The following is a 14,839-nucleotide window of genomic DNA, read 5'->3' as shown; positions in this document are numbered from 1 at the left end:
CTGACCGGATCAGTTGACCAGAGCCTGCGCCGCCGCCGCGGCCGCCCCTTCGATCCCGAAGAGGTTGATCACACCCACCAGCATGATCGCCGCAGAGGCCATGAGCATGACCCAGGCGGCGGGCGACATCGGCGTCTGCACATCGCCTTCGGTCGTGCCAAAGTACATGTAGTAGACGATGCGGAGGTAATAGAAGGCCCCGATCACCGAGGCGATCACACCCGCGACGGCGAGCCAGGTCAGCCCACCCTGAACGGCGGCGTTCAGGACATAAAGCTTGCCGAAGAAGCCTACCATCGGCGGCACGCCCGCGAGTGAGAAGAGCAGGACCAGCATCGCCAGCGCCTTCAGCGGTTCGGCCTTGGCGAACTGGTTCAGCGCGGCGATTTCCGTGACCGGCTTGCCGCCCCGCTCCATCGACATGATGAAGGCGAAGGTGCCGACGTTCATGGTGAGGTAGATCGCCATGTAGACGAGCATCGCCTGCACGCCATAAGCGCTGCCCGAAGCCAGCCCCATGAGCGCGAAGCCCATATGGGCGATCGAGGAATAGGCCATCAGGCGCTTGATGTTGGTCTGCCCGATCGCGGCGATCGCGCCCAGGAACATCGACAGCACCGCGATCAGCGCGATGATCTGCCGCCAGTCGGCTACTACACCGCCAAAGGCGTCGTGCAGCACACGGGCGAAGAGCCCCATGGCGGCCAGTTTCGGTGCCGTCGCGAAGAAGGCGGTGACCGGGGTCGGCGCGCCTTCATAGACGTCGGGCGTCCACATGTGGAAGGGCACGGCCGAGACCTTGAACGCGAGCGCCGAGATCACGAAGACCAGCCCGACGAGAAGCCCGACAGAGGGCTCGCCCTGCACCGCATCAATGATGCCCGAGAACATCGTCGTGCCGGCGTAGCCATAAACGAGCGACGACCCATAGAGCAGAAGCCCCGAAGAGAGCGCGCCCAGCACGAAGTATTTCATGCCTGCTTCGGTCGACTTCACGCTGTCGCGGTTCATCGCGGCCACGACGTAGAGCGCGAGCGATTGCAGTTCCAGACCCATGTAGAGCGCCATGAGATCGCCGGCCGACACCATGACCATCATGCCGACGGTGGCGAGCGCGATCAGGACCGGATACTCGAACCGGTCGAGCCCCCGCTTCACCATGGCCTCATGCCCGGCCACCAGCACCGCAGCCCCCGCGAGCAGGATCGCCACCTTGGCGAACCGCGCGAAGGCGTCGTTGAGGAACATGCCTCCGAAGGCCGTGTCCGGCCCATAGGTGCCCGAACCGATCCAGATCGCGAGCACGACCATGACGGCTGCGGTCACATAGGTGATCAGCCCCGTGAGCTTGTCCTTGCCGGTATAGACCGCGCCGACCAGCGCCAGCATGGCATAGATCGCCAGCACCAGTTCCGGGAAGATGGATTGAAGGTCGTTCGAAATCATCTCTCTGTCCTCAATGCGCGGCTGCGGCGGCCACTTCGGTCCCGGCCTCGGCCGGGATCGCGGCATGGTAATTGTCCAGAAGCACCTCGACGGACGGGCCGATGATATCGGTCACCAGCGCCGGATAGACGCCGAGGATCAGGGTCATGGCGACGAGCGGCGCGAAGATCCATTTCTCGCGCGCGGTCATGTCGGTGATCGCCTTCAGGCTTTCCTTGATCAGATCGCCCATGACCACCCGACGATAGAGCCAGAGCGCATAGGCCGCCGAGAGGATCACGCCCGTCGTGGCCACGGCGGCGACCCAGGTGTTGGCCTGGAACATGCCGACGAGCGTCAGGAACTCGCCGACGAAGCCCGAGGTGCCAGGCAGGCCGACGTTCGCCATCGTGAAGAACATGAAGATCATCGCATAGGCCGGCATCCGGTTCACGAGGCCGCCGTAGGCGTCGATCTCGCGGGTGTGCATCCGGTCATAGATCACGCCCACGCAAAGAAAGAGCGCGCCGGAAACGAAGCCGTGGCTGATCATCTGGAAGATCGCCCCGTCCAGCCCCTGCTGGTTGGCCGCGAAGATCCCGGCGGTGACATAGCCCATGTGGGCCACCGACGAATAGGCGATGAGCTTCTTCATGTCGTCCTGCACGAGCGCCACGAGCGAGGCCCAGACGATCGCGATGGCCGAGAGCCAGAGAACGAAGGTCGCCATGACGTCCGAGCCCACGGGAAACATCGGAAGCGAGAAACGCAGGAACCCGTAGCCGCCCATCTTCAGAAGGATCGCCGCCAGCACCACCGAACCCGCCGTCGGCGCCTGCACGTGGGCGTCGGGAAGCCAGGTGTGCACCGGCCACATCGGCATCTTCACCGCGAAGGATGCGAAGAAGGCGAGGAACAGAAGCGTCTGCGCGCCACCCACGATCTGGATCCCGAGCAGGCTGAAGGTCTCGGACCCGAAGGCGTGGTTCATCAGCGTCGGAATGTCCGTCGTGCCGGCCTCCTGATACATGAAGACCATCGCGACGAGCATCAGGACAGAGCCCAGGAAGGTGTAGAGGAAGAACTTGAACGCGGCATAGATCCGGTCCTTACCGCCCCAGATCCCGATGATCAGGAACATCGGGATGAGCCCCGCCTCGAAGAAGAGGTAGAAGAGCACCAGATCGAGCGCCATGAACACGCCCAGCATGAGCGTTTCCAGAAGCAGGAAGGCGATCATGTATTCCTTGACCCGGGTGGTCACGTTCCAGCAGGCCGCGATGGTGATCGGCATCAGCGCGGTGGTCAACATCACGAAGAGCACCGAGATCCCGTCGACGCCCATCTTGTAGGTGAGCCCCATGAGCCACTCGGTCTCTTCCACCATCTGGAAGCCGGTGTCGGAGGGGTCGAAGTTGAAGAGCACCCCGAGCGAGATCAGGAAGGTCGCCGTCGTCGCCGCGAGCGCGAGCCATTTGGCGTTCCTTTGCGCCGCCACGTCGTCGCCGCGCAGGAAGAGCGCGAGGATGAGCGCCGCGACCGCCGGCAGGAAGGTGATGATCGAAAGCAGGTTGTTCATTAGTTCGCACCGCCGGTCAGGGTCATGATGGTCACGAAGACGACGATGCCGAGCACCATCGCGAAGGCGTAGGTGAAGAGGTAGCCGGACTGCCAGCGGCCCGCGAGGCGGGTGAACCACGGGACGACGCCCATGGAGAGCCCGTTGATCGCCCCGTCGATGGTCGCCCCGTCACCCCGCTTCCACAGGAAGCGGCCGAAGGCCTTGGCGGACCGGACGAAGAGGAAGTCGTAGATCTCGTCGAAGTACCACTTGTTGAGCAGGAACTGGTAGAGATGCGGCTGCGTCGCGGCCAGACGCTTGGGCAGCGTCGGGTTCACGATGTAGAACAGATAGGCCGTTCCGAGCCCGAGCAACATCGCGATGAAGGGCGAGAGCTTCACCCACACCGGCGCGTGGTGCGCGTCGTCGATGACCGTGTTGTCCGGTGCGAAGAACACGGCCCCCTGCGGCGCGTGGTCCTCGGCCACCGCATGGGTGTCCGCAGCCTCTTCGCCCGCTCCGGCCGCGTCCACCTCGGCGGCAGCGGCTTCTTCGCCGTGGCTTTCCTCGGCCGACACGTGATGTTCCGGAAGCCCGAAGAAGGCATTCATCCGGTCGTGGTCGTAGAAGAACTGGTTGTAGAACACCATGCCCGAGAAGATCGCGCCCACGGCGAGAACGCCGAGCGGGATCGTCATGACGGCGGGGCTTTCATGGGCATGTTCGTGGGTGTGCTTGTCGCCACGCGGCTTGCCCCAGAAAGTCAGGAACATGAGCCGCCAGGAGTAAAAGCTCGTGAAGAGCGCCGCCACAACGAGAAGCCAGAAGGCGACACCGCCGTTGGTCCCGGCATAGGCAACCTCGATGATCGCATCCTTGGACAGGAAGCCGGCGAACCCGATGGCGGTCAGCGGGATCCCGACGCCGGTGATGGCGAGCGTGCCGATCAGCATGGCCCAGAAGGTCAGCGGGAGTTTCTTGCGCAGCCCGCCATAGTTCCGCATGTCCTGTTCGTGGTGCATCCCGTGGATCACGGAACCGGCCCCGAGGAAGAGCATCGCCTTGAAGAAGGCGTGGGTCAGCAGGTGGAACATGGCGACCGGATAGGCGCCCACACCGGCGGCCACGAACATGTAGCCGAGCTGCGAACAGGTCGAATAGGCGATGACGCGCTTGATGTCGTTCTGCACGAGACCGACGGTCGCCGCGAAGAAGGCGGTGGCCGCGCCGATGGCGACGATGATCGTCTGGGCTTGGGGCGCATATTCTATCAGCGGCGACATGCGGCAGACGAGGAAGACCCCCGCCGTCACCATGGTCGCCGCGTGGATGAGCGCGGAGACCGGGGTCGGGCCTTCCATCGCGTCGGGAAGCCATGTGTGCAGGAAGAGCTGCGCCGATTTCCCCATAGCCCCGATGAAGAGCAGGAAGGCCAGCAGGTTCGCCGCGTTCCAGTTCTGCCAGAGGAAATGGATATCGGTTTCCGCAAGGCGCGCGGTTTCGGCGAACACATCGTCGAAACGGATCGAGTCCGTCAGGAGGAACAGGCCGAAGATCCCCAGCGCAAAGCCGAAGTCACCGACGCGGTTGACCACGAAAGCCTTGATCGCGGCGGCATTGGCCGAGGGCTTCTTGTAGTAGAAGCCGATCAGCAGATAGGAAGCGACCCCCACCCCTTCCCAGCCGAAGAACATCTGAAGCAGGTTGTCCGATGTCACCAGCATCAGCATCGCGAAGGTGAAGAAGCTGAGGTAGGCGAAGAACCGGGGACGATAGCTCACACCCTCGAACTCGGGGTCATGGGCCATGTAGCCCATGGAGTAGAGGTGCACGAGCGACGACACCGTCGTCACCACGATCAGCATGATCGAGGTCAGACGGTCGAGCCGGATCGACCAGTCGGTCGAGAGGCTCCCGCTTTCCACCCAGCGCAGCACCGGAACGTGCTGAACGACCGCCGGGTCATGCGTCAGGAAGACGATCCAGGACAGGGCCGCGGCGAGGAACAGAAGCGCGGTCGTCGTGACCTGCGCGCCCTTGTCGCCGATGATCCGATGGCCGAAGCCCGCGATGATGGCGCCCACCAGCGGGGCGAAGAGGATGATGGTCAGCATCTCTGATCAGCCTTTCATCACGTTGACGTCTTCGACCGCGATGGTGCCGCGGTTGCGGAAGAAGCTCACCAGGATGGCGAGGCCGATGGCGGCCTCGGCTGCGGCCACGGTGAGCACGAAAAGGGTGAAGACCTGCCCGACCAGATCGCCGAGATAGGACGAGAAGGCCACGAAGTTGATGTTGACCGACAGAAGCATCAGTTCGATCGACATGAGCAGGATGATGACGTTCTTGCGGTTCAGGAAAAGACCGAAGATGCCGATGACGAAGAGTGCCCCCGCCAGCCCTAGGTAATGTTCAAGTCCTACCATCGTGTCCCTCTGGGCCTTTGCCCTTGGTTAGTCTTTGTTCGGCCCCATGGCGTGTGCCGGGGCCATGTCATTCGGGCGCGTGCGCCCGTCAGTTCGTTGCGCAGACGCAGCCCTTGCTCGAGAAAGGTGTCGTCTGTGCGGCCAGTCCCATGCTGCGCATGAGGCTGGCGAGTTCGGTCAGATCGTATTGCGCGTTGTTCGGATTGAGACCCGCTGCGAAGTCCCGCGCCGGGTATTCGGCCCCACCGGGATCTGTCGCCTCGACCGCCATATCCATCGAACAGACCGCGATGATCGCGGTGCCGCCGTTTTCCGCGTAGACCACATTCGGGTTCACGCGCTCGATGGCGGTGTAGCTGTTCGTCCCATCGGTGCAGTTGGCGGCCTGCACCGTGACGGGTGCGACGACGAGTGCAGCAGCGATCAGGAGGTGTCCCGGTTTCATCATCAGTACGACAGCCCGCAGATGCAGGTCCCCTTGTCTAAATTCACGACGTTGGCGGACCAGCCCGCTTCGCGCGACAGCTTGGCGAGGTCAGCGAAGCTGTAGGTTTCGCTCGATTGCATCATGCCATCCATGAGGTCCCAGAAGGCATAAGCCTGACCACCGTTCTGTTGCGCCTCTACCGCCCTGCCTGCCTGACACGACAGGAGATAGGCGGTGGACGCCCCGTTTCGGGAAATCCGCTCGGCCGAAACCATGCCGTTGGGGTAAGTGGAACCCAAGAGCCATTCGAAGCCGCCTTCCTGACAGCTTGGCAGCGGCGGGGCCTCTGCCAGCGTTGCCTGCGGCAGGACCGCAAGGGCAAGGGATATGGCGGCGACGCGGATCACAGACCCTGCCCCGGTTTCACGTCGACCATCTCCAGCGCCTTGGCCGGGTCGCGGTACATCTGCGCGAGCACGTCCTGACGCTTGATGTTCTTGCGGTGACGCAGGGTGAGCGTGATCGCCCCGATCATCGCGACCAGCAGGATCAGGCCTGCGAGTTGGAACAGCAGGATGTAGTCGTCATAGATGAGCATCCCGAGTGCCGCGGTGTTCTCGACCTCGGTCACGGCGGGGGTCACCGCCTGCCGGGCCGCATCGACGCCGTCAGACATGGTCCAGGTGCCGAAGATCATCCCGAGTTGCAAAAGCAGGATCACCCCGATCAGAAGCGCGATCGGCATGTATTTTGCCATACCCGCCTTCAGCTCGGCGAAGTCCACGTCGAGCATCATGACGACGAAGAGGAAAAGCACCGCGACCGCGCCCACGTAGACGATCATGAGAAGCATCGCCACGAACTCGGCGCCGAGCAGAACGAAGAGCCCCGTCGCGCCGATGAAGGCAGTGATCAGCCAGAGGACCGAATGGACCGGGTTGCGCGCCACCACGGTGAAGAGCCCGCCGACCAGCGTGGTCAGGCCAAAGGCGTAGAATGCGAAATCGGCAACGCTCATGCGCTCCCCTCCTCATTGGACTTCTCGGCAAAGACGCTCTGCGCGAGCTCCATTGCCCTGTTCATGGCCGGAATGCCACCCAGCATCGACATCTGGTAGATGACTTCGGCGACTTCCTTTTGCGTGGCTCCCATCTCGAGCAGATGGCGCACGGTGTATTTGATCTGGGGACCGGCGGTGGCCCCCACGGCGACCAGCCCGCCAAGCGTCAGCATCAGGCGCGTCTTCGCGTCGAGCCCGTCCTTGTTGAAGGAGTTGCCGAACATCGCCTCCATCCAGTCCTTGGGCATCGTCGGCATCAGCTTGTCGAAGCCCTCGGGCACGTAATCCTCGAGCGCCGGGTTGAAGGCTTTCACCATCGCCGCACCCTGCTCCATCATCTGGGCATACATTCTGGCGAAATCGTTCATCCAAGCCTCCTGCGCAGGTCGTTCATCGCGGCGACCCATCGAGCCTGGTCATCGCTTTCCATCCACAGCTCATGAAGCTCGGAGTTTTCTGAAATCAGCCGGTCGAGCGCCGCCTTGGCCCGGGACTTCAGACCTGCCATGGCCCGAACGTCGGACCCATGGGTGTTGAGGGTCGCGAGCTGATCCTGGGTGATCTCGTCGGGCAGGTCGCCGTTGGCGGTGGCCACGACTTCCGCCGCCGTCCGCGCCGCCGCGCCCTGATGATGGTCGAGGTATTCGGTCACGGGCACGGCCGCCGCCCCGTCCAGAGCCGACGCAACAGCACCGGCCCCCGACGACACGTAGTCGTCGAGCCAGTCCAGGGATGCGTCGTCCTGAAACACGGAGATGCCGGATGCGCCCAACGAAGCCCCCTTACCGATACGGCGCGTCAAGCTCGAGATTGCGCGCAATCTCGGCTTCCCAACGCTCGCCGTTGTCGAGGAGTTTCTGCTTGTCGTAGAACAGCTCCTCGCGGGTTTCGGTCGCAAACTCGAAGTTCGGGCCCTCGACGATGGCATCCACCGGGCAGGCTTCCTGGCAGAAACCGCAGTAGATGCACTTCGTCATGTCGATGTCGTAGCGCGTGGTGCGGCGCGAGCCGTCGTCACGGGGTTCCGCGTCGATGGTGATGGCCTGCGCCGGGCAGATCGCCTCGCAAAGCTTGCAGGCGATGCAGCGCTCTTCCCCGTTGGGATAGCGGCGCAGCGCGTGTTCGCCCCGGAAGCGCGGCGAAAGCGGCCCCTTTTGATGCGGATAGTTCAGCGTGGCCTTCGGTTTGAAGAAATACTTCAGACCCAGCTTGAAGCCGGTGATCCAGTCAGCCAGCAGGAAGTATTTTACCGCGCGGGTGTAGTCGATGTTGGCCATGTCAGCCTCCCACGGTCCAGCGGGCGTAGGTTCCCCAGAACGCGCCGTATTGTGCAAAGAACGCCACCAGAACCACCCAGATCAGGGAGAGCGGCAGGAAGACTTTCCAGCCGATCCGCATCAGTTGGTCGTAGCGGTAGCGGGGGGTGATCGCCTTCACCATCGCGAAGACGAAGAAGAAGAAGAAGATCTTCAGGAAGAGCCAGAGCATCCCGTCGGGCAGGCCCGGAATGGGCGACAGCCAGCCCCCGAAGAAGAGGATCGAGACGAGCGCGCACATGAGCACGATGGCTACGTATTCCCCGATCATGAACAGCAGGAACGGGGTGGACGAGTATTCCACCTGATAGCCCGCGACGAGTTCGGATTCCGCCTCCGGCAAGTCGAAGGGCGGGCGGTTGGTTTCCGCCATGGCCGAGATGAGGAAGAGGAACACCATCGGGAAATGCGGGAGCCAGTACCACGAGAAGATCCCCGCCCCCTCCTGCGCGCGCACGATGTCACCGAAGTTGAGCGACCCGGTCGAAAGCACGACCCCGATGATGATGAGGCCGATCGAGACCTCGTAGGAGATCATCTGCGCCGCCGAGCGGAGCGAACCGAGAAAGGGGTATTTCGAGTTCGACGCCCAGCCGCCCATGATGACGCCGTAGACCTCGAGCGAGGAAACCGCGAAGACGAAGAGGATCGCCACGTTGATGTCGGCCAGAACCGCCGTGTCCGAGAAGGGGATCACGGACCAGGCGATCATGGCGAGGACGAAGGACAGCATGGGCGCGAGGAAGAAGACGAACTTGTCCGCGCCCGCCGGCACCACGATTTCCTTCAGCACATACTTCAGGAAGTCGGCGAAGGATTGCAGCAGACCAAAGGCGCCCACCACGTTGGGGCCGCGACGCAGCTGCACCGCCGCCCAGACCTTGCGGTCGAAGTAGAGCAGAAATGCCAGCGCGACGAGAAGCGGCACCACGATCAGGAGCACCTGCCCCACGATCGTCAGCGCGATCCCCGTGTTCGTCGTCGTGAAGAATTCATACATCAGAGTCTTGCCTCAGATCGTCGGTATACCGTTTTCCTTGCAGGCCGCGACCGCCACTTCCGCGTCGATCTTGGCCACACCGTCCGGGATTGCGTCGGAGATCACATAAGTGGCGTCTCCTTCCCAGACATCGCCGCGGGTGTCCACAGCCGTTCTCACGTGACGGGCGAAACCGTAGCCGCGGATCAACGCATATTGCGCCGCCGCACACTGGCCATAGTCCGCCACGTCCTGATTGTTGCGCGCGCCGGTCATGCGCACGTCGAAGGCCACGAGGTCGCCATCCAACAGCCGCGTCCCGATCCCCAGATAGCGGGGATCAAAAGGCGCGACGGCCGCCTCGGCGCTTTTCACCGCGCGCGTCACCTCGGCCTGCTCACCGCAGGACATGAGGACTAGCGCGGTGGCGCCCAGATATGCGGCCTGCCGGATCACTCTGCGGCGACCGCCGTGGTCGCGCGCGCCTTGGCCTGAGCCGAGAGCTCGGCCATCACCTGCGACGCCCGCGTGATGGGGTTCGTGAGGTAATGGTCGCGCACCGCGGTGCGGAAAGTCGCGTCACCCGGCTTCGCGACCGGAAGTGCCTGCCACTCGTTCTCCGGCACCTCGTCGATCCTGGCGAGGTGCGGCACTTCGGCGACGAGGGCCCGGCGAAGCGCGGCGAGGCTGTCCCAAGGGAGCGTCGCACCGAGTTCGGCCGACAAGGCGCGCAGGATGGCCCAGTTTTCCTTGGCCTCTCCCGGCGGGAAGGCGGCACGCAGGGCGAGCTGCGGACGGCCCTCGGTGTTCACGAAGAGCCCGTTTTCCTCGACATAGGCCGCGCCCGGCAGAATGATGTCGGCGCGATGCGCACCCCGGTCGCCGTGACTGCCCATGTAAATGACCGTCGGACCGGCGCCGATCTCGACCTCGTCCGCACCCATGTTGAACACGACCTCGGCGCCGTCGAGCGCGGCGTCGAGCCCGCCTTCGGTCACCGCGCCGACGTCCATCGCACCGACGCGCGAGGCGGCAGTGTGGAGGATGAGTAGCTTGGAGCCCGCAGCTTCGGCGGCCTTCATCGCCTGGCTCAGAACAGCCTCGCCGTCCGCCTCGCTGATCGCGCCTTGCCCGACGACCATCACGCCGGCGACACCCTCCTTGTCGGAATGGTCCATCCCGGCGAGGTCGACGAGCGCCTTGCGGTCGTTCCCGATCGTGATGACGTCATAGGTCAGGTCCGCGACCGGGCCGATGCCTGCGATCTTGGCCCCGCGCAGCCATGCCTTGCGGATGCGGGCATTCAGAACCGGCGCTTCGTCGCGCGGGTTGGTGCCGATGAGGATCATGTTCTGCGCGCTGTCGATGTGTTCGATCCGGGCCGTGCCGACATAGGCCGAGCGGTTGCCGGCCGGGAGTTTCGACCCGTCCGTGCGACATTCCACCGAACCGCCCTGCCCCTCGATCAGGGTCTTCAGCGACCAGGCCATCTCCACCGAGGCCAGATCGCCGACCAGTCCCGCGACCTTGCGACCCTTCATCGCCGTGGCGGCGGCGGCAAGAGCCTCGCCCCAGCTCACGGGTTTCAGCTTGCCGTCGACGCGGACGTAGGGGCGGTCGAGCCGCTGGCGGCGCAGCCCATCCCAGACAAAGCGCGTCTTGTCGGAAATCCATTCCTCGTTCACGCCGTCATGGTTGCGCGGCAGGATACGCATGACTTCGCGCCCCTTCGTGTCCACGCGGATGTTCGAGCCGAGCGCGTCCATCACGTCGATGGTTTCGGTCTTGGTCAGTTCCCATGGCCGCGCGGTATAGGCATAGGGCTTCGAGGTAAGCGCGCCCACCGGGCACAGGTCGATGATGTTGCCCTGAAGGTTCGAGTCGAGCGTGGTGTTGAGGTAGGAGGTGATCTCCGCATCCTCACCCCGGCCCGTCTGGCCCATCTGGTGGATGCCCGCGACCTCGGTCGTGAAGCGCACGCAGCGGGTGCAGGAAATGCAGCGCGTCATCTGGGTCGACACCAGCGGGCCAAGGTCCAGGTCTTCGGACGCCCGCTTCGGTTCGCGGTAGCGCGAGAAGTCCACGCCATAGGCCATGGCCTGATCCTGCAGGTCGCATTCGCCGCCCTGGTCGCAGATCGGGCAATCGAGCGGGTGGTTGATGAGCAGGAACTCCATCACCCCTTCGCGGGCCTTCTTCACCATGGGCGAGTTGGTCTTCACGACGGGCGCCTGGCCTTCCGGCCCCGGACGCAGGTCGCGGACCTGCATCGCGCAGGAGGCGGCGGGTTTCGGCGGACCGCCCACGACCTCGACCAGACACATGCGGCAGTTGCCGGCGATGGACAGCCGTTCGTGGTAGCAAAAGCGCGGAACCTCGATGCCCGCCACTTCGCAGGCCTGAAGGATGGTCATCGCGCCATCCACCTCGACCTCGGTCCCGTCGATCATGATTTTCTTCAGGTCTGCCATCTGCTTACCCAGTTCTTTGTCTACGCCGGATCTCGCCGGCCTTACGCTTGAACGGTCGGGTCCGAAGATCCCGCCCGCCGTTTTCAGTGCCGGGCCCGCGCCCGGCGGATCGCCCGCCCGGAACCGGGACCGATAGTCCCGCGTTCAGTCCGAAAGGAGGAGACCCCCATGTCCACATCATCCAAACCCGTGAAGCACGACGATCTGAAAGCCCGCGAGGAAGAAGCCCGCGAACAGACCGAACGCTTCAAGGACACCGACGCCGCGGGGCGCGAGAAGTCGCGCGAAACCTCGGACGACATATCCGAAGGCATGCCCGAGAAAGACCGCGACAACCTCGACAAGGTCACCAAGACCGACTGACCTGCGTCACGGGGCGCCACGGCGAAGCCCACGCGCGGTCCGGCCGCGCGTGCGTGCGTCGCATCACCCCGCTGCGCCTGATGCGCCGGGATATGGCGTGCCACCGTCACCGCTTACTCCGCTGCCACCGCCGCAGAGATACGGCCCGACTTCTGGGCCTTGATCCGGTCCTCGATTTCCTCGCGGAAGTTGCGGATCAGGCCTTGGATCGGCCAGGCGGCCGCATCGCCGAGGGCGCAAATGGTGTGACCTTCGACCTGTTTCGTCACGTCGAAGAGCATGTCGATTTCCTCGACCTCCGCCTCGCCCCGCACCAGACGGTCCATCACCCGCATCATCCATCCGGTGCCTTCGCGGCAGGGCGTGCACTGGCCGCAGCTTTCGTGTTTGTAGAACTTCGACAGCCGCCAGATCGCCTTCACGATGTCAGTCTGCTTGTCCATCACGATGACCGCGGCTGTCCCGAGGCCCGAGCCAAGCTCGCTCCTGAGGTAGTCGAAGTCCATGATGGCGTCCTTCATCTTCTCGCCGCGCACGCAGGGCACGGACGAACCACCGGGGATGACGGCAAGAAGGTTGTTCCAGCCGCCGCGGATACCGCCACAATGCTTGTCGATCAGTTCCTCGAAGGAAATCGACATCGCCTCTTCCACGACGCAGGGGTTGTTCACATGGCCCGAGATCGCGAAGAGCTTGGTGCCCGCGTTGTTGGCGCGACCGAAGCCTGCGAACCATTCCGCTCCACGGCGCAGGATAGTCGGCGCAACGGCAATGGATTCAACGTTGTTCACCGTGGTCGGGCAGCCGTAAAGGCCCGCCCCGGCCGGGAACGGAGGCTTCATGCGCGGCATGCCCTTCTTGCCCTCGAGGCTTTCCAGAAGCGCAGTTTCCTCGCCGCAGATATAGGCGCCCGCGCCGTGGTGCAGGTAGAGGTCAAAGTCCCAGCCCGATCCGGCGGCGTTCTTGCCCAGAAGCCCGGCATCGTAACATTCGTCGATCGCGGCCTGCAGCGCTTCCCGCTCGCGGATATATTCGCCGCGGATGTAGATGTAGCAGGCATGCGCGTTCATCGCGAAGGAGGCGATCAGGCAGCCCTCGATCAGCGTATGCGGATCGTGGCGCATGATTTCCCGGTCCTTGCAGGTGCCCGGTTCGGATTCGTCGGCATTGACCACCAGATAGGCAGGTCGACCGTCCGATTCCTTCGGCATGAACGACCATTTCAACCCTGTGGGAAAGCCCGCGCCGCCCCGACCACGCAGACCCGAGGCCTTCATCGTGTCGATGATCCAGTTGCGGCCCTTCTGGATGATCCCGGCGGTTCCGTCCCAGTGGCCACGGGCGCGCGCGCCCGCGAGCGTGCGGTCGTGCATCCCGTAGATATTGGTGAAGATCCGATCCTGATCTTTCAACATGCCCGTTCTTCCTTCGTTATCCTGTCCGTCAGGCCTTGCGCCCGGCGAGCCAGATGCGAACTGCGAGGATGAGGCCAAAGGCAAAGCCCCCCATCGCAGCCAGTCCGATGAGCCCCATCGCGCGGTTGGACAATCCCAACTGCGCGCCGAAGCCGGTGCCGACGATCGAAACCAGACCCGACAGGGCGATGACCACGGCAGCTGTCCTGCCCTGTCGCGCCCTTGTCTGATCCCGGTCGTCGGTCATTCTCTTGGTCGTGCCTTACTTCGTGTTGTCGCCATAAAGGCCGGTCTTCTTGGCCTTTGTGGAAAATTCGGTTGTGCCACCCTTGGCGAGCACCTTTGCGTCCGGTTGCCATCCGGCGATCTGGCGGGCCGAGGTGCCCACCATGATGTCGTCGAGCCATTCGATCTCGGCCTTCTTGAGCTGGCCGACCTGATCGAAATGATAGATCCCCTGCGCATGGAGCTGGGCCTCGATCTTCGGTCCCACGCCCTTCAGCATCTTGAGATCGTCGGGCCCCCCCTCGCGCGGTGCGGCAAGCCGGACCGATACGCCGCCGGCTTCCCCGACCTTGCGTGCCGCGGCCGACAATCCGCCCGTTCCGGCGGCCTTGGTCGCCGAGGACTTGGTTGCCGCTTTCTTCGGGGCGGCCGCACCGGCCTCATACTTGTAGTTGCCCTTCTTTTCGGCGAGCTCTGCGGTGCCGGGAAGCTCTTTCGACGGTTTCACGGCGGTCTTGGCGGCAGGTGCCTTCTTGGCAGCCGGCGCCTTGGTCGCTGTGTCCTTCGCGGTCGGAGCGGCTTCGGCGGCAGGCTTCACATATTTGTAGTCGCCCTTCTTCGCGGCCAGTTCGGCCGTGCCCGGAAGCTCCTTGGACGGCTTCACCACGGATGCGTTCGCGTCCGACGTCTGCTCCTGCGCCGAGGCATCGAGTGCCGCCGCCGGTTTCACCGCTGCCGCGTCCGGATTGCCCATCCCGGCGGAGGAGGCCGCTTCCGCCGCCGCTTCGCCCGTGCTCATCTCGGCTTTCGGGGTTTCGCTCGCCGTAGCAGGCGCCGTTGTCGCGGGCGCAGTCTTGGCGGCCGCGGTGCTGGCCGATGCCGGTTTGGTCGCGGTCGACCCGGCGTTGGCCGCTACGCCTGTGCAGAACACCCGTTGCAGCACCAGTGCCGCCACCACGGCGACCACGATCCCGACGATGATCGCCCAAAGCCACGGATCGTTCATGAGCAGTGCCACGACGAGGCCGAGAAGCCCCCCCGCGACCCAGCAGGTGTTCCTGCATTTTCCGTTGTCATTCATAGCCATTCCCCCGATTCCCTGTTGTGAGGTCCAAATACGGCGGTGGACAGACGGTCTCGCGCCGCTGTCTTATCTTTCCTGTCCTTCGCC

17 protein-coding genes are annotated in these 14,839 nt (G+C 64.0%); 1 reads left to right on the top strand and 16 read right to left on the bottom strand.

All coding sequences use genetic code 11. From position 1 onward, the window contains the following. Window positions 1-9: 9 nt before the first annotated feature. The 13 genes from nuoN to nuoG form a co-directional block, all read right to left on the bottom strand. Entirely contained in the window at window positions 10-1,446 is a 1,437-nt protein-coding gene (gene nuoN, locus KJP29_RS10770) for an NADH-quinone oxidoreductase subunit NuoN (RefSeq protein ID WP_218463561.1), read from the bottom strand. Between the two features lie 10 nt (window positions 1,447-1,456). Beyond that, window positions 1,457-3,004, bottom strand: coding sequence for an NADH-quinone oxidoreductase subunit M (locus KJP29_RS10765; RefSeq protein WP_218463560.1), 1,548 nt, complete (start codon window positions 3,002-3,004; stop codon window positions 1,457-1,459). Then, on the bottom strand, window positions 3,004-5,100 hold the full coding sequence (gene nuoL, locus KJP29_RS10760; protein WP_218463559.1) for an NADH-quinone oxidoreductase subunit L: 2,097 nt from the start codon (window positions 5,098-5,100) through the stop codon (window positions 3,004-3,006). Before nuoL ends, KJP29_RS10765 begins: the two co-directional genes overlap by 1 nt. A gap of 6 nt (window positions 5,101-5,106) precedes the next feature. Further along, complete coding sequence (nuoK, locus tag KJP29_RS10755) at window positions 5,107-5,412, bottom strand: NADH-quinone oxidoreductase subunit NuoK (RefSeq protein WP_218463558.1); 306 nt, start codon at window positions 5,410-5,412, stop codon at window positions 5,107-5,109. Window positions 5,413-5,500: 88 nt separating this feature from the next. After that, window positions 5,501-5,860: a hypothetical protein gene (locus tag KJP29_RS10750; protein ID WP_218463557.1), complete on the bottom strand. Its 360-nt coding sequence runs from the start codon at window positions 5,858-5,860 to the stop codon at window positions 5,501-5,503. Then, complete coding sequence (locus tag KJP29_RS10745; RefSeq protein ID WP_218463556.1) at window positions 5,860-6,246, bottom strand: hypothetical protein; 387 nt, start codon at window positions 6,244-6,246, stop codon at window positions 5,860-5,862. The genes KJP29_RS10750 and KJP29_RS10745 overlap by 1 nt, the downstream gene beginning before the upstream one ends. Beyond that, window positions 6,243-6,857 carry an NADH-quinone oxidoreductase subunit J gene (locus tag KJP29_RS10740; protein WP_218463555.1) on the bottom strand — a complete coding sequence of 205 codons (615 nt, stop codon included), beginning with the start codon at window positions 6,855-6,857 and terminating at the stop codon, window positions 6,243-6,245. Before KJP29_RS10740 ends, KJP29_RS10745 begins: the two co-directional genes overlap by 4 nt. Next, complete coding sequence (locus KJP29_RS10735; RefSeq protein ID WP_218463554.1) at window positions 6,854-7,267, bottom strand: carboxymuconolactone decarboxylase family protein; 414 nt, start codon at window positions 7,265-7,267, stop codon at window positions 6,854-6,856. Before KJP29_RS10735 ends, KJP29_RS10740 begins: the two co-directional genes overlap by 4 nt. Continuing rightward, a complete protein-coding gene (locus KJP29_RS10730; protein ID WP_218463553.1) occupies window positions 7,264-7,671 on the bottom strand; it encodes a DUF4259 domain-containing protein in 408 nt (135 codons plus the stop codon). The genes KJP29_RS10735 and KJP29_RS10730 overlap by 4 nt, the downstream gene beginning before the upstream one ends. A 10-nt stretch (window positions 7,672-7,681) precedes the next feature. After that, window positions 7,682-8,176, bottom strand: coding sequence for an NADH-quinone oxidoreductase subunit NuoI (gene nuoI / locus KJP29_RS10725; protein ID WP_218463552.1), 495 nt, complete (start codon window positions 8,174-8,176; stop codon window positions 7,682-7,684). 1 nt (window position 8,177) lies between these two features. After that, window positions 8,178-9,215, bottom strand: a complete 1,038-nt coding sequence (gene nuoH, locus KJP29_RS10720; RefSeq protein WP_218463551.1) for an NADH-quinone oxidoreductase subunit NuoH — start codon at window positions 9,213-9,215, stop codon at window positions 8,178-8,180. Between the two features lie 12 nt (window positions 9,216-9,227). Continuing rightward, window positions 9,228-9,605: a hypothetical protein gene (locus KJP29_RS10715; RefSeq protein WP_218464923.1), complete on the bottom strand. Its 378-nt coding sequence runs from the start codon at window positions 9,603-9,605 to the stop codon at window positions 9,228-9,230. A gap of 41 nt (window positions 9,606-9,646) precedes the next feature. Continuing rightward, window positions 9,647-11,665 carry an NADH-quinone oxidoreductase subunit NuoG gene (gene nuoG / locus KJP29_RS10710; RefSeq protein WP_218463550.1) on the bottom strand — a complete coding sequence of 673 codons (2,019 nt, stop codon included), beginning with the start codon at window positions 11,663-11,665 and terminating at the stop codon, window positions 9,647-9,649. Window positions 11,666-11,833: 168 nt separating this feature from the next. Here nuoG and KJP29_RS10705 point away from each other — a divergent pair, with 168 nt between their 5' ends. Beyond that, window positions 11,834-12,028: a hypothetical protein gene (locus KJP29_RS10705; protein ID WP_218463549.1), complete on the top strand. Its 195-nt coding sequence runs from the start codon at window positions 11,834-11,836 to the stop codon at window positions 12,026-12,028. 113 nt (window positions 12,029-12,141) lie between these two features. Here the strand turns inward: KJP29_RS10705 and nuoF are convergent, their stop codons facing one another. Genes nuoF through KJP29_RS10690 form a run of 3 tightly spaced genes read right to left on the bottom strand, consistent with a single transcriptional unit; the run spans window position 12,142 to window position 14,755 of the window. Next, on the bottom strand, window positions 12,142-13,443 hold the full coding sequence (gene nuoF / locus KJP29_RS10700) for an NADH-quinone oxidoreductase subunit NuoF (RefSeq protein WP_218463548.1): 1,302 nt from the start codon (window positions 13,441-13,443) through the stop codon (window positions 12,142-12,144). 28 nt (window positions 13,444-13,471) lie between these two features. Then, window positions 13,472-13,690, bottom strand: a complete 219-nt coding sequence (locus tag KJP29_RS10695; protein ID WP_218463547.1) for a DUF5337 family protein — start codon at window positions 13,688-13,690, stop codon at window positions 13,472-13,474. Window positions 13,691-13,705: 15 nt separating this feature from the next. Continuing rightward, the gene (locus KJP29_RS10690; RefSeq protein ID WP_218463546.1) at window positions 13,706-14,755 is read right to left on the bottom strand and encodes a hypothetical protein; all 1,050 of its coding nucleotides are present in this window, start codon (window positions 14,753-14,755) and stop codon (window positions 13,706-13,708) included. Window positions 14,756-14,839 lie beyond the last annotated feature (84 nt).

This window comes from Maritimibacter sp. DP1N21-5 (assembly GCF_019218295.1).
Taxonomy (GTDB): domain Bacteria; phylum Pseudomonadota; class Alphaproteobacteria; order Rhodobacterales; family Rhodobacteraceae; genus Maritimibacter.
This window is presented reverse-complemented; position numbering and strand designations above follow the sequence as displayed.

What these genes read in the sequence shown, in the direction of transcription:
- nuoN (WP_218463561.1), bottom strand. Translation starts at nt 1,446, where the DNA reads ATGATTTCGAACGACCTTCAATCCATCTTCCCGGAACTGGTGCTGGCG.
- KJP29_RS10765 (WP_218463560.1), bottom strand. Translation starts at nt 3,004, where the DNA reads ATGAACAACCTGCTTTCGATCATCACCTTCCTGCCGGCGGTCGCGGCG.
- nuoL (WP_218463559.1), bottom strand. Translation starts at nt 5,100, where the DNA reads ATGCTGACCATCATCCTCTTCGCCCCGCTGGTGGGCGCCATCATCGCG.
- nuoK (WP_218463558.1), bottom strand. Translation starts at nt 5,412, where the DNA reads ATGGTAGGACTTGAACATTACCTAGGGCTGGCGGGGGCACTCTTCGTC.
- KJP29_RS10750 (WP_218463557.1), bottom strand. Translation starts at nt 5,860, where the DNA reads ATGATGAAACCGGGACACCTCCTGATCGCTGCTGCACTCGTCGTCGCA.
- KJP29_RS10740 (WP_218463555.1), bottom strand. Translation starts at nt 6,857, where the DNA reads ATGAGCGTTGCCGATTTCGCATTCTACGCCTTTGGCCTGACCACGCTG.
- KJP29_RS10735 (WP_218463554.1), bottom strand. Translation starts at nt 7,267, where the DNA reads ATGAACGATTTCGCCAGAATGTATGCCCAGATGATGGAGCAGGGTGCG.
- nuoI (WP_218463552.1), bottom strand. Translation starts at nt 8,176, where the DNA reads ATGGCCAACATCGACTACACCCGCGCGGTAAAATACTTCCTGCTGGCT.
- nuoH (WP_218463551.1), bottom strand. Translation starts at nt 9,215, where the DNA reads ATGTATGAATTCTTCACGACGACGAACACGGGGATCGCGCTGACGATC.
- KJP29_RS10715 (WP_218464923.1), bottom strand. Translation starts at nt 9,605, where the DNA reads ATGTCCTGCGGTGAGCAGGCCGAGGTGACGCGCGCGGTGAAAAGCGCC.
- nuoG (WP_218463550.1), bottom strand. Translation starts at nt 11,665, where the DNA reads ATGGCAGACCTGAAGAAAATCATGATCGACGGGACCGAGGTCGAGGTG.
- KJP29_RS10705 (WP_218463549.1), top strand. Translation starts at nt 11,834, where the DNA reads ATGTCCACATCATCCAAACCCGTGAAGCACGACGATCTGAAAGCCCGC.
- nuoF (WP_218463548.1), bottom strand. Translation starts at nt 13,443, where the DNA reads ATGTTGAAAGATCAGGATCGGATCTTCACCAATATCTACGGGATGCAC.
- KJP29_RS10695 (WP_218463547.1), bottom strand. Translation starts at nt 13,690, where the DNA reads ATGACCGACGACCGGGATCAGACAAGGGCGCGACAGGGCAGGACAGCT.
- KJP29_RS10690 (WP_218463546.1), bottom strand. Translation starts at nt 14,755, where the DNA reads ATGGCTATGAATGACAACGGAAAATGCAGGAACACCTGCTGGGTCGCG.